Source organism: Pseudomonas sp. MF5691 (assembly GCF_016405645.1).
Taxonomy (GTDB): Bacteria; Pseudomonadota; Gammaproteobacteria; order Pseudomonadales; family Pseudomonadaceae; genus Aquipseudomonas; species Aquipseudomonas shahriarae.
The window spans coordinates 37867-57393 of the sequence record NZ_JAEKDC010000001.1; the positions used below are offsets into that span (position 1 = coordinate 37867).

General features: G+C 61.9%; 13 protein-coding genes and 1 pseudogene. 12 read left to right on the top strand and 2 right to left on the bottom strand.

Annotation, left to right across the window (positions count from 1 at the left end):
• Positions 1–8 precede the first annotated feature (8 nt).
• The 4 genes from JFT44_RS00210 (at position 9) to JFT44_RS00225 (ending at position 6496) form a co-directional block, all read left to right on the top strand.
• On the top strand, positions 9–1598 hold the full coding sequence (locus JFT44_RS00210) for an FGGY-family carbohydrate kinase (protein WP_057438979.1): 1590 nt from the start codon (positions 9–11) through the stop codon (positions 1596–1598).
• A 107-nt stretch (positions 1599–1705) separates the two neighbouring features.
• The gene (locus JFT44_RS00215) at positions 1706–3016 is read left to right on the top strand and encodes a phospholipase (protein ID WP_128593456.1); all 1311 of its coding nucleotides are present in this window, start codon (positions 1706–1708) and stop codon (positions 3014–3016) included.
• A gap of 54 nt (positions 3017–3070) precedes the next feature.
• On the top strand, positions 3071–5056 hold the full coding sequence (locus JFT44_RS00220; protein WP_081044311.1) for a DUF1302 domain-containing protein: 1986 nt from the start codon (positions 3071–3073) through the stop codon (positions 5054–5056).
• A gap of 60 nt (positions 5057–5116) precedes the next feature.
• Positions 5117–6496: a DUF1329 domain-containing protein gene (locus JFT44_RS00225; RefSeq protein ID WP_198830265.1), complete on the top strand. Its 1380-nt coding sequence runs from the start codon at positions 5117–5119 to the stop codon at positions 6494–6496.
• A 66-nt stretch (positions 6497–6562) separates the two neighbouring features.
• Here JFT44_RS00225 and JFT44_RS00230 read toward each other — a convergent pair whose 3' ends face one another.
• Complete coding sequence (locus tag JFT44_RS00230) at positions 6563–7489, bottom strand: GntR family transcriptional regulator (RefSeq protein WP_307829494.1); 927 nt, start codon at positions 7487–7489, stop codon at positions 6563–6565.
• 168 nt (positions 7490–7657) lie between these two features.
• On the opposite strand from JFT44_RS00230, the gene JFT44_RS00235 reads away from it, so the two are divergent.
• The 3 genes and pseudogenes from JFT44_RS00235 (at position 7658) to JFT44_RS00245 (ending at position 12237) form a co-directional block, all read left to right on the top strand.
• Positions 7658–10264: an aconitate hydratase gene (locus tag JFT44_RS00235; protein WP_198792009.1), complete on the top strand. Its 2607-nt coding sequence runs from the start codon at positions 7658–7660 to the stop codon at positions 10262–10264.
• A 31-nt stretch (positions 10265–10295) separates the two neighbouring features.
• A pseudogene (gene prpF, locus JFT44_RS00240) lies at positions 10296–11432 on the top strand (2-methylaconitate cis-trans isomerase PrpF); the annotation flags it as partial.
• Between the two features lie 67 nt (positions 11433–11499).
• On the top strand, positions 11500–12237 hold the full coding sequence (locus JFT44_RS00245; protein ID WP_198830267.1) for a transporter substrate-binding domain-containing protein: 738 nt from the start codon (positions 11500–11502) through the stop codon (positions 12235–12237).
• Positions 12238–12672: 435 nt separating this feature from the next.
• Here JFT44_RS00245 and JFT44_RS00250 read toward each other — a convergent pair whose 3' ends face one another.
• The gene (locus JFT44_RS00250) at positions 12673–13284 is read right to left on the bottom strand and encodes a TetR/AcrR family transcriptional regulator (RefSeq protein WP_029292295.1); all 612 of its coding nucleotides are present in this window, start codon (positions 13282–13284) and stop codon (positions 12673–12675) included.
• A 116-nt stretch (positions 13285–13400) separates the two neighbouring features.
• Between JFT44_RS00250 and JFT44_RS00255 the strand changes: the two genes are divergently transcribed.
• The 5 genes from JFT44_RS00255 to JFT44_RS00275 are packed head-to-tail and all read left to right on the top strand — an operon-like array spanning position 13401 to position 19522.
• A complete protein-coding gene (locus tag JFT44_RS00255) occupies positions 13401–15179 on the top strand; it encodes an ABC transporter ATP-binding protein (protein ID WP_198830268.1) in 1779 nt (592 codons plus the stop codon).
• On the top strand, positions 15173–16900 hold the full coding sequence (locus JFT44_RS00260) for an ABC transporter ATP-binding protein (RefSeq protein WP_198817871.1): 1728 nt from the start codon (positions 15173–15175) through the stop codon (positions 16898–16900). The genes JFT44_RS00255 and JFT44_RS00260 overlap by 7 nt, the downstream gene beginning before the upstream one ends.
• On the top strand, positions 16900–17832 hold the full coding sequence (locus JFT44_RS00265) for an ABC transporter permease (protein ID WP_198817891.1): 933 nt from the start codon (positions 16900–16902) through the stop codon (positions 17830–17832). The genes JFT44_RS00260 and JFT44_RS00265 overlap by 1 nt, the downstream gene beginning before the upstream one ends.
• A complete protein-coding gene (locus JFT44_RS00270; RefSeq protein WP_169989752.1) occupies positions 17829–18761 on the top strand; it encodes an iron chelate uptake ABC transporter family permease subunit in 933 nt (310 codons plus the stop codon). Before JFT44_RS00265 ends, JFT44_RS00270 begins: the two co-directional genes overlap by 4 nt.
• Complete coding sequence (locus tag JFT44_RS00275) at positions 18758–19522, top strand: ABC transporter ATP-binding protein (RefSeq protein ID WP_198817869.1); 765 nt, start codon at positions 18758–18760, stop codon at positions 19520–19522. The genes JFT44_RS00270 and JFT44_RS00275 overlap by 4 nt, the downstream gene beginning before the upstream one ends.
• The last annotated feature ends 5 nt before the right edge of the window (positions 19523–19527 follow it).

Genomic DNA, 19527 nt, shown 5'->3' on the forward strand with positions numbered 1-19527 from the left:
AGCGCGTCATGAATAAAGAGAGCTTCGTGGATAACAATTCCCCCGACAAACACTATGTGCTGGCGATCGACAACGGCACCCAGAGTGTCCGCGCGCTGTTGTTCGACTTGCAGGGCAATCTGCTGGGCAAAGGCAAGGTCGAGTTGCAGGCCTACTACTCCACGCAGCCCGGCTGGGCCGAGCAGGATCCGGATTACTACTGGCGCAAACTGGGCGAAGCCTGCCAGCAATTGTGGGCGCAGACCGGCATCGACCGCAGCCTGATCCGTGGCGTGTCCCTGACCACCCAGCGCGGCACTTTGATCAATGTCGATGCCCAAGGCCAGGCCTTGCGCCCGGCGATCCTCTGGCTCGACCAGCGTCAGTGCGAGCCCGAGGGCGGGATCAAGGGCCCGTGGGGCTGGCTGTTCAAGTTGATCGGCGCCGAGGCCACGGTGGACTATTTTCGCGCCCAGGCCGAGGCCAACTGGATCGCCCAGCATCAGCCGGATATCTGGGCAGCCACCGACAAGTTCCTGCTGCTCTCGGGCTTTCTCAGCCATCGCCTGACCGGGCGTTTTGTCGACTCGGTGGGGTGCTGCGTGGGCTACTTGCCCTTCGACTTCAAGCACCTGCGCTGGGCCGCGCCCCGGGACTGGAAATGGCAGGCCCTGGCGGTGCGTGCGCAGCAGTTGCCGCGCCTGTATAAGCCAGGAGAAGAACTGGGCCGCATCACCGCCGAGGCCAGCCGCCACACCGGGATCCCCGAGGGCCTGCCACTGATTGCCGCCGGCTCCGACAAGGCCTGCGAGGTGCTCGGTTCCGGCGTGGTGGAGGCGACGACCGCGTGCCTGTCCTACGGCACCACGGCGACCATCACCACTACCCGCTCGCGCTACCTGGAGATAGTGCCGCTGATCCCGCCGTATCCGGCGGCGATCCCCGATCACTACAACTGCGAAGTGATGATCTATCGCGGCTACTGGATGGTCAGCTGGTTCAAGAACGAGTTCGGCCTGCGGGAAATGCAGCAGGCCCGGGAGCAGGGCCTGGAACCTGAGCAACTGTTCGATGCGCTGGTCAACGCGGTGCCGCCCGGCTCCATGGGCCTGACCCTGCAACCCTACTGGTCGCCGGGCATCCGCGAGCCGGGTGTAGAGGCCAAGGGCGCGATGATCGGCTTTGGCGACGTGCACACCCGTGCCCATATCTACCGGGCGATCCTCGAGGGGCTGGCCTATGCCTTGCGCCAGGGCAAGGAGCGTATCGAGCGCCGGTCGAAACTGTCGATCAAGCGCTTGCGCGTGGCCGGTGGCGGTTCCCAGAGCGACGCGGCGATGCAACTGACCGCCGATATCTTCGGCCTGCCCGCCGAGCGTCCGCATGTCTACGAGGCGTCCGGGCTGGGGGCGGCGATTGCCTGTGCGGTGGGGCTTGGGCTGTACCCGGACTTCGATACCGCCATCGCCGCCATGACCCGCACCGCCGAGGTGTTCATGCCCCAGCCCGAGGCGCAACAGATGTACGACCGCTTATACCGCGAGGTCTACCTGCACATGTATCGCCAGCTCAAGCCGCTGTACCAGAGCATCCGCGAGATTACCGGCTACCCGGCGTAGGCCCAGGCTGTATGGCGCTATTGGAGAGTCGTTTTGGCAAGATCGGACAGTGTCGGGGGATACCCGGATTGTTAGGCTGAACGCATCTACAAAAAGAGCGTAAAGCCATGAAGTTGCCGTCGTTGCTGCTGTGCCTGGGGCTGTGCAGTCTGTCGCCTGGGGCCGGTGCATGGTCCAATCACAGCGTGGGCAGCTACCTGGCCCTGCGGGATTTGCCCGCGTTGCGCGAGGCGCCCGAGGTGGCGGTCGAGTCCCTCGAGCAGTTTGTGTCCGAGCAGTACCCAGGGCTGGTGGCCTTGCTGGACGAGCAGGAAAACTTCGCCCGCAAGCACTTTCCCGACTACCCGCCGCGCCCCGACAACCTGCGTCTGGCGCCGCAGCCTGGGGCCGATCTGCGCCGGGACTTGCTCATGGCCCTGCGGGTCAACCCACAGATCCACCTGGCCCAGGTGATCCAGCCCATGCCTGGCGAGGACCTGGCTGGGCGCCCGCAGCTCAAGGCCACCGAAGTGATGGTCGAACAGACCCTCTCGCCGTGGAATCGCCAGCGCTTTATCCAACTGCAGCCGGGGCAGACGGTCGCGCCGCTGGCCGTGCTGGCAACCGCCGCGGACGAGCCGGACTACGGCCACGATATCAACCTGTTCAGCGATAACCCAGGGGCGGTCGGCGCACTCTATGGCTTCGGTGTGCAGTCGTTTGGCGACGCGCGCTTCCAGTACAGCTCCCAGGCGCCGTTTCATATGGGCTTCTTTCACGAGAGCGCGGTGGTCTATGTGGCGGCGCCTTTCCTGTTGCGCAACTGGCCGGACTGGCGGGCCTACCAGTACTTCGGTCTGGCGCGTTTTGCCTTCGCCAATGGCCATCCCTACTGGGGCTATCGCTTCCTCGGCTGGGGCATGCACTACCTGCAGGACCTGACCCAGCCGTATCACGCCACCACTCTGCCGGGCGATGACTTGACCAGCATGCTGCTGATGGAAGGCAAGGCCCTGGCCGGCTACGACAGCGACAAGCGGGCGGCGATCGAACGTGTCGCCACGCGCCACAACGAGGTGGAGCGCTACCAGTTCGCCTGGCTGCGCCACCTGCTGCTGACGGGGGCGGATAACCCGATGCTGACGGCCTATGCCGACGCCACGCAGGACGCCGATTACCCGGCTTACTCGACGGACTACCTGCGCCAAGTGGTCAGTGCCCAGGCGGATGCCCAGGCCGTGGCGTTCGACGAGGCCATCGGCCAGTGGCTGACCACGCCCGGGGCGACCCAGAGCTTCAGTGCCGGCAACCAGTTGCCCGCCGAACGCTACGACCATGCCCGGCTCAACGAACAGTTGGTGCAGTTGCTACGCCACTTTGGCGCCCACAGTCGCAACTACGTCAGGGCTGGTCTCGACCGCCCGGCGCCGGCGCAGTAACAACAGACAACGCAGTGCAATAACAACAAAAAAGGTTGCAGGGGAGAGACGGTAATGAGCACCACAGTGCGCGCGCAAGGCTCGGGATCCGAGGGTAAATGGTCCATCACATCCACTGGGGCGGGCGTCGGCCTGGTAGGTCTGTTGCAACTGTGCAGCGGCGGGACCGTGCAGGCCATGGAGTTCAGCGTGCTGGACAACCAGGTCACCGGCTCGTTCGACAGCACCCTGTCTTATGGGCGTCTGTGGCGGGTCCAGGGGCGTGACAAGGGCAACGACGACGTCAACACCAACGACGGCAATCGCAACTTCGATACCGGGCTGGTTTCCGAGGTGTACAAGATCACTTCGGAGCTGGAAGCCAACTATCAGAACTACGGGCTGTTCGTGCGTGGCACGGGGTTCTATGACACCCAGATCATGGACAAGCGCAACGACTACTACCGCAACAACAGCCCGTCGCAACCCAGCCAGAGCCATCCCCAGGATGACCACTTCACCGACCAGACCCGCGACATTGCCGGTAGCCGTGTGGAGATTCTCGACTCCTACATCTATGGCAACTGGGACGTTGGCCAGATGCCTCTGACCGCGCGCCTGGGGCGCCAGGTGTTCAACTGGGGCGAGGGCATTTTCTATCGCGGCGGGGTCAATACCACCAACCCGGTGGACGCGGCCAAGTACCGCCTGCCGGGCGCCGAGGTCAAGGAAGTGCTGATGCCGGTGGAAGCCATCAGCTTCAATATCGGCTTGAGCGACAACCTGTCGATGGAGAGCTTCTATCAGTGGAACTGGAAGGAGACCCGCATCGACCCGGTCGGCACCTTCTATTCCCAGAGCGACCTGTTCGCCGATGGCGGCCGCACGGGGTACAACAACTTCACCGGCAGCGCCCTCGACACCCCGACGCCCATCGGCGGCAACGTCATCGGGTTATACGACGCCCTGGGCAACAACCCGATGTTCGGCGGCATGCTGCGCAGTACCGGGCTGTATGCCAACGGCATGACCCCGGCCTACGGCAACACCCTCAAGGTGGCGTCCATCGGCAAGGACTACAACGCGCGCAACGATGGCCAGTACGGCTTTGCCTTCCGCTACATCGCCGAGGAACTCAACAGCACCGAGTTCGGCCTGTACCTGGTCAACTACCACGCCAAGGAGCCGACCATCGCCGCAGACCTGGCGGGCTACAAGGGCATCGACATGGCGGCGCTGACCAGCATGCTGTCGTCGGTGGCCGGCAGCCAGGCCGCGGCCTTGGCCAATGGCCTGGCGACGGTGGATGTAATGGGCAATATCCAGGCGCACCGGCGTTATGCCGAAGACATCCGCATGTATGGCTTCAGCTTCAACACCACCCTGGGCAAGGCCTCGGTGTTTGGCGAGCTGGCCTACCGGCCGAACCTGCCGATTGGTATCGCCGCCACCAACGACCTGATCGGCGACCTGGCCAATGGCGCCGGCGCGGCGGCGGGCGGGCAGTTCATCAATGTCGGCGGGCAGATGGTCAACCTCAACAGCCAGATCGACAACTCCGAGCGCGTCGAGGCCTTCAACACCTCGCTGGGCAGTATCTACAACTTCGGCCCGGGCCTGAGCTTCGACTCGCTGTTCGGCGTGTTCGAACTGGCCTCCGAGCACCTGCGCGGCAGTAGCCTGAAGTACCAGGCCTACGATGGCAGCACCCGCTACTACGCGGGCAGCGGCAATACCTCTTATGTGTCTGGTGGTGAGCGTGATGACCAGGTCAGCCGTGATTCCTACAGCTATACGGTGATGTTCAACGGCACCTGGAACGACGTGTTCGCCGGGGTCAACCTGTCGCCCTACGCGGTCTACAAGGACGACTTCAAGGGCAACTCCTATCAGGCCGGCAACTACATCGAGGGACGCAAGGCTTACACCCTGGGGCTCAAGGCCAACTACCAGAACAAGCTGGAAGCCGAGCTGCAATACACCGAGTTCTTTGGTGGCGGCCAGAACAACGTGATCCGCGACCGCGACAACATCGGTTTCAACCTCAAGTACTTCCTGTAAGCCGCTGCCGTGCTGCGGCGCGAGGGCGGCTGCCCGCCCTCGTTTTTTTGGAGATTCGCCATGTTCCGCACACCTCGAATACTCACCGCCAGCCTGGCCCTGGCCCTGGCCCTCGGCCTGGCCGCCGGCAATGCGCTTGCTGCGCTCTCGCCCCAGGATGCGCAACAGCTCAAGGCCCAGCTCACACCGCTCGGCGCCGAGCGCGCGGGCAATGCCGCCGGCACCATCCCGACCTGGGAGGGTGGGATCACCCAGGCCCCCAAGGGCTATGAAAAGGGTAAACACCATGTCGACCCTTTTGCCGGCGACAAGCCGCTGTTCACCATCACCAAGGCTAACTTGGAACAGTACAAGGCCAACCTGACGGCGGGCGAGATCGCCCTGTTCAACAGCTACCCCGACACCTTCCAGATGCCCATCTACCCAAGCCGGCGTTCTGGCTCGGCGCCCCAGTGGGTGTATGACAACACCTTCAAGAACGCCACCAGCGCCAAGCTGCTGGACGGCGGCACCGGCTTCGCCGACGCCTTTGGCGGCGTGCCATTCCCCATTCCGCAAAACGGTGTGGAAGCACTGTGGAACCACATCACCCGCTATCGCGGCACCTACGTGGTCCGCCGTGCTTCGGAAGCGCCCGTGCAGCGCAATGGCAGCTTCGCCCTGGTCACGTCGCAGCAGGAAGGGTTGTTTAACTATTACCGGCAGGGCGGGCAGTACGCCGACCTGAAGAACATCCTGTTCTACTACCTGACCTTCGTAAAAAGCCCGGCCCGCCTGGCCGGTGGCGCGACCCTGGTACACGAGACCCTCGACCAGATCAAAGACGCGCGCCAAGCCTGGATCTACGACGCCGGCCAACGCCGCGTACGCCGCGCGCCGAACCTGGCGTACGACACGCCGATCTCGTCCTCCGATGGCCTGCGCACGGCAGATGACACCGACATGTTCAACGGCTCGCCGGATCGCTACGACTGGAAACTGCTGGGCAAGAAGGAAATCTACATCCCCTACAACAACTACAAAGTCGCCAGCGCCGACGTGAAATACGCCGACCTGCTCAAGGTCGGACACCTCAACCCGCAATACACGCGCTACGAACTGCACCGTGTGTGGGTTGTCGAAGGCACCCTGAAACCGACGGCGCGTCACCTGTACTCCAAACGCGTGCTGTACCTCGATGAAGACAGCTGGGGCGCAGCGGTGGTTGACCAGTACGACGGTCGTGGCGAACTGTGGCGGGTGTCGATGGCCTACCTGAAGAACTTCTACGACCTGCCCACGACCTGGAGTGCATTGGATGTGTTCCATGACCTGCAGGCGCGGCGTTATTACGTGCAGAACCTGGATAACGAAGAACCGCAGACGGTGGATTTTGGCCAGGCGATTCCTGAGGATTCTTACTTTATGCCGTCGGCGTTGCGCTTGCGGGGCACGCGGTAGGTCTATCGGGATTTGAGAGAGCTGCGCAGGCGAGCGCAGCTCTGTGAGGGACCGTCCAGGCCGGGGCTATTCGAACAGCGCTGGATCTACTTTCTTGCGCCGAGCCTGTTCCAAGTGTTTGCGCATTTGGTCGGCTGCTGCAAGGCGGTCTCCTCGTTCGAGGCAATCGAGAATGGCCAGATGCTCCTGGGCCTGGCCTTTGCGTGGCGCTCGCGTGCTGGCTTGGCGGTATTCCACAAGCCTACGCAATTGGTTTAAACGGCGGACCGTTTGTTGCAGGAAGCGATTGCCGGAACACCCCGCCAGCGTCTCGTGAAACTGGGCGTTCGCTTCGAACAACTCCTGAGGCGTCATGCTCAAGTACCCACCGCCGGCAATGAACTCTTGCTGCTTGCGACAGGCCGCCAGCGTTTCACCATCGATCAGGAATGCGGGGGAGAGCAGGCCGGATGGCTCGATGGTCGCGCGCAAAGCATAGCTTTCTTCATACGCCTCCACTGAGTCGATCATGGGGAGAAAACGCCATCCTTGGCCGGCACGCTGTTCAATCCATCCTTCCTGTTGGATGCGTGATAGAACGGCCCTCAGCGCCGCCCGTGACACATCGAACTGACGCATGAATTCAATCTCGGTGAACAGCTCCGGGAGCTGCCTGCCCAGACGCAATTCGGCAAATTTCAGGTACAGCGGATCGTCACTGCCTTCCATGACTTGCGAGGCCAGATCGACGAGATCCTCGCTGGACCTGGCCAAGAAAAAGCCGCGATTGCGGTCGTAAGTGAGCATGCCTTTTTCGACCAAATGGCCCATCGCAAACTTTACCGGCGTGCGCGAGACGTTCAGCGCCGCCGCCAACTGCGACTCAACCAGGTGATGTCCGATAGCAAAGCGTTCACGACGCACGAGAGAAACAATGTCACGCGCAATGCGTGCTTGCAGCGGGCTTAGGGGCATCGGATCGAGACCAAGTAGAGCTGACCATGGAAGCCCCATTCTAGCGTGACGGTAAGCTTAACCACACCGTAGAAATCGTGGGCGTGGGTGGGCGCCCGATTTGACCGGTACGATGAAGCGGATAAAGCTTGGATTGATCTATATCGCGATAAAGTTCAATATGCGCCTCACAAAAACATTGTCCGTGCAGCCTGTGAGGATTAGCCAATGCCTATGTCAAAGCGTCGAACCGTTAGCGCCAACGGAGTCGAGTACCGTGTCAGCGATATCCGCGGGGTTGTAACTGATCTGGGGGGTGATTACGCAACGCTGCCCTACAGCTTGCGAATCCTGGCCGAGAACGTTTTGCGTGGCGAGACTGATCCTGAAGCCGCACTGAAAGTGATTTGTGCACGCTCCAAAGAATTCGACATTCCGTTTCGACCGGCCAGGGTTGTGCTGCAGGATTTGTTGGGCACGCCGGCACTGGTCGACCTTGCCGGGTTGAGAGATGCCGTCGCCGAGAAAGGTGGCAACCCGCGCCTGGTGAACCCTGTCACCCCCACTCACCTTGTTGTGGATCACTCACTCAATGTCGAGCGTTGGGGCGATGCCAGCGCGCAGGCCGATAACGAGGCCTTCGAGCGCGTACGCAATGCCGAGCGTTTCCAGTTCCTGGACTGGTGCAACAAGGCGTTCAGCAATCTTTCGATCATTCCCTCGGGCAAAGGCATCCTGCACCAGATCAACCTTGAGCGCCTGACCACCGTCGTGGGTACTCAGCGCCGTGGCAATGAGCTGTGGGCTTTCCCGGATACGCTGGTAGGCACCGACAGCCATACAACGATGATTAACGCCATTGGCGTATTGGGCTGGGGGGTTGGGGGGATCGAAGCCGAAGCTGCGATGCTGGGCAAATCGCTGATGCTGCGATTGCCGGACATTGTCGGGGTACGCCTGGAGGGCAACTTGCCTGGGGGCTATCTTGCGACCGACATCGCGCTGGCGTTGACTGAGCAACTTCGTAGAGCGGGGGTTATCGGTGCTTTCCTGGAGTTCTTCGGCCCGGGTGTCGCGCAACTGTCGCTGGCAGACCGGGGAACCTTATCGAACATGGCGCCGGAATTCGGTGCGACAGCGGCAATGTTCGCAATTGATGATCGCACGCTTCACTACCTTCGTATGACCGGGCGTGGCGGTGAGATTTCCGGCCTCACCGAGGCGTATGCGCGTGCACAGGGTCTGTGGCATGACAGTCTCGCGGGCGTTGAATACAACCGGGTCGTGACCCTTGATCTCAGCACCGTCGCGCGCTCGATTGCCGGGCCGAAGCAGCCTCACCAGCGTATTGTGCTGGGGCAAAAGGCGCCTGCTACCCAACTGCCTGGCGGCCTGGACAATGGCTCTGTGGTGCTCGCCGCCATCACCAGTTGCACCAATACGTCCAACCCCCGTGGAGTGATTGCTGCTGGGCTGGTTGCACGTAACGCCCGCAAGCGTGGACTGAAAAGAGCGCCTTGGGTTAAGACGTCCTTCGCACCGGGCTCGAGGGTGGTGTCGGACTATCTTGAGCGGTCTGGCTTGAATGAGGACCTGGATGCGTTAGGTTTCAACCTGGTCGGCTATGGCTGCACGACCTGCAACGGTATGTCCGGCCCGTTGCTCAGTACCGAAATCGAAGACGAAATTCGGGCTCGCAAGCTGGAAACCGTGGCCGCTACTTCCGGCAACCGTAACTTTGAAGGGCGTGTTCACCCGTTGGCCCGCGAAGTCTTCATCATGTCTGCGCCGCTGATCGTTGCGTACGCGATTGCAGGTACCTACCTGATCGACCCGGAAAAAGATGCATTGGGTCTCGACGACGATGGCGTGCCGGTCTATCTCCACGAATTGTGGCCGAGCGATGAGGAACTGACGCAAATCGAAGCCGATAATCTGACGGCCGATTTGTTCGACAAGGCCTATGAAGATGTTCCCCGTGAAGCGGGCTTGATTGCCAGCGATCTGCGCGCCGGCGTTAGCGATCAGTATCCCTGGCAGGCCAACAGCACCTACATCCGCAAACCTCCCTACTGGAGTGATGCGGTGAGTGCGACAGACACCACCCAGGACCTCAGCAACATGCGTGTGCTGGCCATGCTCTCGGACAACATCACCACCGATCACATCTCGCCCTCTGGCGCGATTCTTCCAGAAAGCGATGCGGGTCAATACTTGCAATCCCACGGCATCGCGGTACAGGACTTCAACTCTTATGGCACTCGCCGTGGCAACCATGAGGCCGCGCAGCGTGCGACCTTCGCAAGCCCCCGCCTGAAAAACGAACTGCTTGAAGATGGCCGTGAAGGCCCGTGGACATTGCTTCTGCCCGAGAAAAAAGTCACCACGATTTTCCAGGCCGCGCAGATTTACGCACAACGCAAGCAGCCGCTGATCGTTGTGGCCGGCAAAGAGTACGGCAGCGGTTCTTCCCGTGACTGGGCGGCAAAGGGCCCGCGCCTGTTAGGCGTGCGGGTGGTCGTGGCCGAAAGCTTCGAACGCATTCACCGCACCAACCTGGCGGGTCTCGGCATTTTGCCTTTGCAGTTTGAAGACGGTGTTTCTCGCCAGAGCCTGGGCTTGAACGGACGCGAATTATTCAGCGTTGAAGGCATCACCCAAGACTTCCAGCCGGGCGCAACAATCACCCTGGTGATCGAGCGTGAGAATGGCGAGAAAGAGCGGGTGTCGGTCTTGAGCCGCCTGGACACCTTCGAAGACGTTCGCTACTTGCGCAGCGGTGGTTTGCTGCCGCAGCTGCTGATCGAAAGTATGCAGAGCGCCTCCCTCAACTGATGCAACGCTGATTCGCTGGAGTAAAACTAGAATGACCCAAAGACGTATTCCTGCCGTTTACATGCGTGGTGGCTCGAGCAAGGGCGTTTTCTTTCTTGAGGAGCACCTGCCGCCCGCAGGTGCTGAGCGGGATGCCATCCTTCTGCGGGTGATCGGCAGCCCCGATGTGTATGGCAAGCAGATAGATGGCATGGGCGGCGCCACTTCCAGTACCAGTAAGGTGGTGATCATCGGTCAATCCAGGCGTGACGACTGTGATGTCGACTATCTGTTTGGTGCACCCGCCATCGAGACGGCGGTCATCGACTGGTCTGGTAACTGTGGAAATCTGAGTGCGGCGGTTGGCCCCTACGCGATATCCCAAGGTCTCGTCGAGGCACCGCTTGATGGCATGGCCGTTGTTCGTATCTGGCAGGCCAACATCCAGAAAAGAATCATTGCTTATGTTCCGATGCGCGACGGCGAAGTCCAGGAAGAGGGCGACTTCATGCTCGACGGCGTGGCATTTCCGGCAGCGGAAGTCGTTCTGGAGTTTCTCAACCCCGGTGGTGCAGACGGCAGCCTTCTTCCAACGGGGAATGCCGTCGACGAACTGCAAGTACCTGGCCTCGGTAAACTTGCAGTGACATTGCTGAATGCCGGCAACCCGACAATCTTTATAGGCGCGCAGCAGGTGGGCTTGAAGGGAACCGAGACACAAGACCAGGTCAACGGTGATACGCAGTTACTTGCCCGGCTGGAGACCATTCGCGCGCATTGCACTGTAGCCATGGGCTTGGCCGAGAGTGCTGACGAAGCAACACGGTGGCGTCCTCATACGCCGAAGCTTTGTCTGGTTGCCAGGCCGCAACCCTACAAAGCCGCCGGGGGTAAGCAGGTTGAGCCTGAGGACATCGATGTGATTGCGCGAATACTTTCAATGGGCAAGCTTCACCATGCGATCACTGGCACAGGAGCGGTTGCCGTGGCAGTTGCCGCAGCGCTTGATGGCACCTTGGTCAATCGCATCGTCGGCAATGTCGGCGATCGCCAGGTGCGCATGGGGCATACCGCCGGCAGCGTCGCGGTCGGCGCGAAAACCGTCCTGGAAGATGGCGCCTGGGTGGTTGAAAAAGCAGTGATGAGCCGGAGTGCACGCCGACTGATGGAAGGCTGGGTATGCCTTCCCGAACTCCTTGTTGACCCTATGCATCGACGTGCTCAGCCATGTTCCATGGCGGCTAAGGCGAGCAACCATGAACGTTGATATGGCTGCAGTACGAAATGATTTAGCGCCAAGTGGTGAACTGCAAGTGGCGATCAACTTGGGTAATCCCGTTTTGGCCCAGCGCGATGCGGTCACTGGCCGATTGGGAGGCGTCTCGGTTGCACTCGCGAACGAGTTGGCGAAGGAGTTGGGGATTGCAGTCAGCCTGATGCCATACGACGCGGCTGGGAAAGTGTTCGCGGCCCTGGAGGAGGGGGGTTGGGATTTGGCGTTTCTGGCTATCGAGCCTGTACAAGCGCAAAAGATCTGCTTCTCCAGTCCCTATGTGAGCATCGATGGCACCTACCTCGTTCATGCAGCAAGCCCTTTCGAACGTGCATCTGATTTGGATATGCAAGGCCACAGAATTTCTGTCGGCCGAGGTGCTGCGTATGACCTGTACCTGTCACGCACCCTACAACATGCTGAGCTTGTTCGAGCGGACACCTCTGCAAGCGCCGTCGACCTCTTTTTACAGCGGGGGCTGGAAGCAGCGGCCGGGGTCAGACAGCCTTTGGAGCGGTTTGCAAACTCAACCACAGGGGTCAGGGTACTGAAAGACAACTTCACGGAAATTCGCCAGGCGATGGCTGTTCCGAAGGCACGCAGAATTGCGGCTGAATACATCGAAGACTTCATCTGCCGTCTTGTGAGGAGTGGTTTGGTGGCCAAGTTGTTAGCTGATAGTGGGCAAGGCGATGTACGTGTTGTGGTGCCGATTATTTGAACTGTGGCTAGTTAGCGAGGGCATCTTTGTTGGCGCCAAGGGGGTGGGCAAATCGAGGTTTGGGGGGAGGCTGAATGTCTCGGAGGAGGGGATAGGTACGCGCTTCTCGGTGCGGCGACACCGACGCAATCACTGCGTTTGCAACGCGAAGCTTCGCGCAAACTCATCCGCTCAACGCAAGTACTTCGTTCCGAACAGGACTTGATGTGGCCGCAAACACTGGATGAACATGTCGAACTGTTTATCCAGCATTTCCCGTGTATGTGCATGCAGATCTGCTTTTTCTTGTCCCAGGCAAGGAGCCCGGACGCCAAGTCGAAAGAGTTTATTGCGCAACTACGTAGTTTTCTGATCTGGATGGCCTCAGAAACCGGTTAAGTCCAGATTGGAACGATTACATCCTATCGGCCTGCCCAAGGCAGGCCTTGGCAACGCTCAGGCAACGCCCTCCACCAATACCAACGCCCCCACCACCAACGCCTCCATCCCCCGCGCCAACTCCACCTCCATCTCCGCTTCTTCCGTATCCCGCGCCGTTTCCACCACTGGCTCCCGCTGCGTCACCGTATACACCGTATCCGCCACCGCCATGCAGTGAAACGCCACCGTCGCCAGTAGCCACCGCGCCTGTTCCTTGCTCACCCCAAACCCCTGCGCAATCAACGCTTGGTGCCCATCAATCTTGGCCAGCATCGGCGCGGTCGCTGCCGCGCGGCGGATCACGTAGGGAGTCAGCCCGGGGTGGGTTTTGACGAACTCGCGTACCGAGGTGGCGAACACGATCAGGTAGTCCTTCAACCCACCGTCGGCCTCGCCGCAGTCCTGGGGGATCTGCCAGCGGGTGAAGATTTCTTCAGCAACCATGGCCTTGAGCGCTTCGAGGTTGGCCACGTGTTTGTACAGCGCCATATGGCTGACCCCCAACGCCGCCGCCAGGCCGACGAAGGTGATGTTGGGCAGGCCCATCTCGATGCCGGCGTCGACGATGCGCTCGCGGGTGATGCTCGGCGGGCGGCCGCGGGTGGCGGTTTTTTTTGCGGGTTCCATGGGTATTCCTTAATCACTGAACACAAGGTTGTAGCTGTCTTGTCGGCTTTGCGCAAATTAGTTTATAGTCATGCAACTAAATATGATTCTGATTCTCAAACGGACCTTTTCTGTCAATGGACTCTCCTGAAGCGGCTTCGGCCAACCCTCAAGTTGCAGGCACGCTTAGCCGGATTCTGACGCCTATCCGTGGGCGTCTGTGTGTCGCCGCAGGGCTTGCCGCTGTCGGCGGCATGCTGACGCTGGTGCCGCTGGCGGCCATCGCCCATATCGCCGCACGTGTCCTCGGCGCTGGCGGTCAGCTGTCGAGCGAAGTGTGGTGGGTTGTTGGCCTTAGTGCTTTAAGCCTTTTCGCGGGGATGGCATTGATTTTTACCGCTGAGCTGCTCGCCCACCTGGCCGACAATCGCCTCACTCACCATTTACGCCGCGCGATCACCCAGCGCCTGAGTCGTGTGCCGCTGGGTTGGTTCAGCAGCCGAGCATCGGGCGAAGTGAAACGGGCGATGCAGGACGATATCAATACGCTGCACAGCCTCACCGCGCATTTCTACACCACCGCCGGGCGCGCGGGCGGAGCGGTGTTGGTGTCGATGGTTTACCTGTTTGCGATGGACTGGCGTTTGGCGCTGGTGTCGCTGTTGCCGTTTGCCGGGTATTTCCTGTTTTTCTCGCGGGCCATGCGCGCCAGCGGCGCGAGTATGCAGGAATTTGTCAGCGGGATGGCTCGCATCGACAACGCGGTGGTGGAGTTCGTCAACGGCATTCCGGTGGTCAAGGCTTTCGGCGCCAGTGGCAAAGCGCACGGGGCTTATCGCAGCGCCATCGACACCTTTGCCACGACCTTTATCGACTTCACCCGCCCGCTGGTGGCGTCGATGGCGAATGCCAACGCGATGATCGCGCCGGTCACTGTGCTCGGCGTAGTGCTGGCAGCGGGCACGCTGTTTGTTAGCCTGGGTTGGATCGCGCCAGTGGACGTGCTGCCCTTCGTATTGGTGGCGCCGGGTCTGAGCGCGCCGTTGCTGCTGTTGCACTACATCACCCACGATTTGAACAACGCCACCGGCGCTGCGCAGCGCGTGCAGGGGTTGCTGGACACGCCGACGTTGACGCAATCGGCCGTGCAGTTGCCGAGCGGCAACGCAATCTGCTTTGAGCAGGTCGGCTATGCCTATGAGCGCGACCACGCGGTGTTGAGGGACATCAACTTCACCCTGCAACCGGGCACCACCACGGCCATCGTCGGCCTGTCCGGCGCCGGCAAGTCAACGCTGGCGCGCCTGCTGCTGCGGTTTTTCGATCCCAGCAGTGGGCGCATCACTTTGGGCGGTGCGGACCTGCGCCATATCGATACGCCGCTGTTGTACCAGCGCATCGGTTTTGTGCTGCAAGAGGTGCGCCTGATCAACGCCAGCGTGCGCGACAACATCGCCCTCGGCCGACCGTCCGCCACCGCGCAACAGATCGAAGACGCCGCCCGCGCGGCGAATATCCACGAGCGCGTTCTGCGCCTGCCGCGTGGTTACGACTCGGTGATCGGCGAGGACGCCCAGCTCTCCGGCGGCGAGCAACAGCGCCTCAGTATCGCCCGTGCAGTGCTGCTGGACCCGCCAGTGCTGGTGCTCGACGAGGCCACCGCCGCTGCCGATGCCGACAACGAAGTGGCGATTCAGGAAGCACTGTCACGCTTCGCCCAGGGCCGCACATTGTTGGTCATCGCCCATCGGCTCGACACGGTGATGCACGCCGATCAGATCCTCGTGATCCACGACGGCACCCTGCACGAGCAGGGCCGTCACGCCGACCTGCTGGCCCATGGCGGGCTCTACGCGCGGTTATGGCAACTGGGCGATTACGCCCGCAGCGAATCACAGGTGGTGCAACCATGCTGAAGACTTTTGTGCGCCTGCTCGGTGAAGACGCGCCCACGCTGCGCCGCTATGCCGTGATGGCGGTGTTCTACGGCCTGCTCAGCGGGCTGACCCTGATCACGCTGGTGCCACTGATCAGCCACCTGTTGGCCGGTGATGCGCTGGAGGCAGGGCGTTGGTTGGTTGCGTTGCTGTTCGGCGTGACCGCTTGCGCGCTGTGGCGTCGCACCCTCGACAAAGCCGGTGTAGCCGTCGGCGTGGCGGTGCTGCAAGGTGCGCGACAACGCGTCGGCGATCACGTGGCGCGCCTGCCGGTGGGCTGGTTCAGCGCGCAAAACAGTGCGCGGCTCGGCCATCTGATCACCCAGGGCATGATGGCGCTGGCGCAGTTGCCGGCGCATGTGTTCACCCCGGTGATCAGCGGCGCGGTGACGCCGTTGGTGCTGGTTGCCGCGCTGTTTGCCTTGCACTGGCCCTTGGGTGTTTTGGCGTTGCTGGCGCTACCGGTGTTGGTGGGCGTGATGCTGCTCACCGCGCGCCTGGGCCACAGTGCCGACAACACCTATCAGCAGAACTTCGCCCAGACCAGCCAGCGCATGGTCGAGTTCGCGCAGGCCCAGTCGGTGTTGCGCGCGTTCAATGGTAGCGGCGGCGCCACGCGTTTGCTGGACCAGGCCATCGACCAGCAACGCCAGTCCGGCCAGCGTTTGATCTATCGCTCCTCATTGTCGGCGGTGTTCAATGCCTGGGCGGTGCAAGGGATCTTCTGCGCGTTACTGGTGGCGGTCGCGCTGTGGTGCGACGCCCTGGATGCCCACGAAGCCATCGCCGCCTGCGTGGCCTTGGTGCTGGTGTGTCGTTATATCGAACCGCTGCTGGAAGTGGCCAGTTATGGCGAGATCCTGCGCAGAGCCAACGCCCAGCTCGATGAGGTGCACAGCATTCTTGCCGAGCAGCCGTTACCGGTCGCCGCGCAAGCGAAAATGCCCATGGATAGTTCGGTGGAATTGCGCAACGTCAGTTTTCGTTATGCCCCCGACGAACCCCAGGTGCTGCGCGGGGTGAGCCTGCGTATCGAGCCGGGCAGCATGACCGCGCTGATCGGCGCGTCGGGCTCGGGAAAGACCACGTTGGTGCGGCTGCTGGCGCGCTTCTTCGATGCGAACCGGGGCCAGGTGTTGATCGGTGGCGTGGAGGTGCGCGAGATGTCCGAAGCGGTGCTGGCCGCGCAGATCAGCCAGATTTTCCAGGACACCTACCTGTTCCAGGGCAGCATTGCCGACAACATCCGCCTCGGTAAACCGGGCGCCAGCCTGGCCGAGATTGCGGCGGTGGCGCAGCAAGCCGGCGTGGCCGAGATCATTGCGCGTTTGCCCCAGGGCCTGCACACGCCGGTGGGCGAGGGCGGGGCGCGGTTGTCAGGGGGCGAGCGCCAACGTATCTCCATTGCCCGTGCGTTGCTCAAGGACGCGCCGATCCTGCTGGTGGACGAAGCCACCGCCGCCCTCGACACCTACAACCAAGCCGCCATCGCCGATGCGCTGGCCAGGTTGCGCGGGCGCTGCACGTTGATTGTTATCGCGCATCAGTTGTCGACGGTGGCCATGGCCGATCAGATTCTAGTGCTGGATGACGGCGAGATTGTCGAGCAGGGCACGCCAGCGATCCTGGCGGCCAGCGCTGGGCGGTACGCGCAGTTTCTCGCCCAGCGCCGGGCGGCCCGTGGTTGGCGGATTGCATGATGCGTCTAGTGGGCTGCGGCGTGTTGCTGGTGCTGTGCGGCGTGTCGCTGCTGGTTGGCTCCCGCGAGATCGACCTGTTGGCAATCGACGGCGACGCGTGGCTGACGCTGACGGCCAGCCGCTTGCCGCGCTTGGCCGCGCTGGTGCTGACCGGCGTGGGCTTGGCGGTGTGCGGGGTGATCTTGCAGCACATCCTGCGCAACAAGTTCGTGGAGCCGGGGACCACCGGCGGCCTGGACGCGGCCAAGCTTGGCATCCTCGTCTCGCTGGGCGTGGCGCCGGCCGCCAGCGCCGGCGTGCGCATGCTGTTTGCGCTGCTGTGTTGCTTCGCGGCGAGCCTAGTGTTCCTGGCGATCATCCGGCGCCTGCGTTTTCACCATACCTTGCTGGTGCCGGTGATTGGCCTGATGTACGGCGGTGTACTCAGCGCCATTTCCGAGTTTTATGCGTACCGCCACAACATCCTGCAAAGCATGCAGGGCTGGCTGCTGGGGGATTTTTCCAAGGTGGTGCAGGGCAACTACGAGATCATTTATCTGATCCTGCCCATCGTCGCGCTGGCGTACCTGTATGCGCAGCGTTTTACCGTGATGGGCATGGGCGAGGGCATGGCCACCAGCCTGGGCCTGAACTACGCGGCCACGGCGGCGCTGGGCCTGTTGCTGGTGGCCGTGACCGTGGCGGCGACGGTGATCACCATCGGTTCGATCCCCTTTGTCGGCCTGATGATTCCCAATTTGGTGGCCTTGTATTACGGCGAAAACCTCAGCCGCACGCTGCCCATCGTCGCCCTCGGCGGCGCCGCGTTGCTGCTGGCCTGCGACATTCTCGGGCGCCTGCTGATCTTCCCGTTCGAAGTGCCGATTGGCCTCACCGCGGGCATCGTGGGTGGCGGGTTGTTCCTCGCGTTGATCGTCTGGAGGCAGCGATGAAGCGGCTGTGGGCCTTGGTATTCGCCCTGGCGTTGGGCTTTGTGCTGTTCCGTTCGGGGCTGGATTTTGACTACGTGATCCCCAAGCGGCTCGCGCGGTTGGCGGCGATGTGTATCGGCGGGGTGTGCGTGGCGTGGTCGTCGATCATTTTCCAGACCCTCACCGGCAACCGCATCCTCACGCCGGCGATCATGGGTTATGAAGCGGTGTACCTGTTGTTCCAGGCGTTGTTGGTGTTGTTGCTGGGCACCGCCAGCCTGATGCTGCTGGGCAGCCAGGGCAATTTTGTGCTGTCGGTGCTGCTGATGCTCGGCTATTCCTGGGCGCTGCAACGCTGGTTGCTGCGCGAGGGTAACAGCAACGTGTACTTCCTGTTGCTGCTGGGCCTGGTGTTGAGCCTGGTGATCGGCACGGTCACGCAGTTTGTGCAGTTGAAGATCAGCCCCGGCGAGTTCTCGATCCTGCAAGACTTCAGCCAGGCCTCGTTCAACCGCGTGCAGCCGCAGCAACTGCTGTTCTCGGGGTTGTTGGTGGCGGCGCTGTGCCTGGGCTTTGCACGCACGTTGCCTACCCTCGATGTGCTCGCCCTGGGCCGCGACCAAGCCATGTCGCTGGGGGTGGATTACCCGCGTGTGGTGCGCCTGCAACTGGCATTGGTCGCGGCGTTGGTGGCGATCTCCACTGGGCTGCTGGGGCCCACGGCGTTCATGGGGGTGCTCGTGGCCAACACCACCTATGCGTTGGCGCGCACGTTCCGCCATCGGGTTACGTTGCCCATGGGCAGCACGATTGCCATCGCGATTTTTATCACGGCGCAACTGCTGGTCGAACACGTCTTCAACTACAAGACCACCGTCAGCATTCTTGTGAACCTGCTGTGCGGCACGTATTTCCTGGCGCTGATGCTGCGCACCCGAGGCACCCGATGATCACTGTGCACAACCTCCACAAAACCTACGGCACCCAGACCGTGCTGGCTGGCGTCAACGCGAACTTTGCCGCTGGGCGCCTGACCTCGCTGATTGGCCCCAATGGCGCCGGCAAGACCACGCTGTTGATGATGATCGCGAGGCTGATGGCACCGAACGGCGGCGACATTCGCCTGGATGGCCGCCAGGTCAGCGATATCCCGCTGCGCGACTACGCCAAGCGCGTGGCCACCTTGCGCCAGGCGCCGGATTTCAACCTGCGCCTGACCGTCGAGGAACTGGTGGCCTTCGGGCGCTTCCCTTACAGCCGTGGCGCGCTGACCGGCGAAGATCACCGCGTGATCGATGACGCGCTGAGCTTTCTCGCGCTGCAACCCCTGCGCCGCGCCTACCTCGACGAGCTCAGCGGCGGCCAGCGGCAAATGGCGTTCCTGGCCATGACCATCGCCCAGCAAACCGACTGCCTGCTGCTAGACGAGCCGTTGAACAACCTCGATATCAAACACGCCGTGCACATCATGCGTGCGCTGCGCCGGCTGTGTGACGAGCAGGGCCGTACGGTGATCCTGGTGGTGCACGACATCAACTTCGCCGCCCATTACTCCGACCACATCCTCGCGATGAAAGGCGGTGCCGTGCATTGCGCCGGCAGCGTGCCCGAGGTGGTCAACGAAACCCGCCTGGGCGAACTGTACGAACTCGACTTCGAGATCACCCACGGCGCCCGTGGCTGCCTGTGTAACTACTTCAACCCCGCATGAGAACT

Coding starts and splice junctions, on each gene's coding strand:
- JFT44_RS00225 (WP_198830265.1), top strand. CDS start 5,117: ATGTTCCGCACACCTCGAATACTCACCGCCAGCCTGGCCCTGGCCCTG.
- JFT44_RS00255 (WP_198830268.1), top strand. CDS start 13,401: ATGGACTCTCCTGAAGCGGCTTCGGCCAACCCTCAAGTTGCAGGCACG.
- JFT44_RS00220 (WP_081044311.1), top strand. CDS start 3,071: ATGAGCACCACAGTGCGCGCGCAAGGCTCGGGATCCGAGGGTAAATGG.
- JFT44_RS00250 (WP_029292295.1), bottom strand. CDS start 13,284: ATGGAACCCGCAAAAAAAACCGCCACCCGCGGCCGCCCGCCGAGCATC.
- JFT44_RS00270 (WP_169989752.1), top strand. CDS start 17,829: ATGAAGCGGCTGTGGGCCTTGGTATTCGCCCTGGCGTTGGGCTTTGTG.
- JFT44_RS00245 (WP_198830267.1), top strand. CDS start 11,500: ATGAACGTTGATATGGCTGCAGTACGAAATGATTTAGCGCCAAGTGGT.
- JFT44_RS00230 (WP_307829494.1), bottom strand. CDS start 7,489: ATGGGGCTTCCATGGTCAGCTCTACTTGGTCTCGATCCGATGCCCCTA.
- JFT44_RS00265 (WP_198817891.1), top strand. CDS start 16,900: ATGCGTCTAGTGGGCTGCGGCGTGTTGCTGGTGCTGTGCGGCGTGTCG.
- JFT44_RS00215 (WP_128593456.1), top strand. CDS start 1,706: ATGAAGTTGCCGTCGTTGCTGCTGTGCCTGGGGCTGTGCAGTCTGTCG.
- JFT44_RS00235 (WP_198792009.1), top strand. CDS start 7,658: ATGCCTATGTCAAAGCGTCGAACCGTTAGCGCCAACGGAGTCGAGTAC.
- JFT44_RS00275 (WP_198817869.1), top strand. CDS start 18,758: ATGATCACTGTGCACAACCTCCACAAAACCTACGGCACCCAGACCGTG.
- JFT44_RS00260 (WP_198817871.1), top strand. CDS start 15,173: ATGCTGAAGACTTTTGTGCGCCTGCTCGGTGAAGACGCGCCCACGCTG.
- JFT44_RS00210 (WP_057438979.1), top strand. CDS start 9: ATGAATAAAGAGAGCTTCGTGGATAACAATTCCCCCGACAAACACTAT.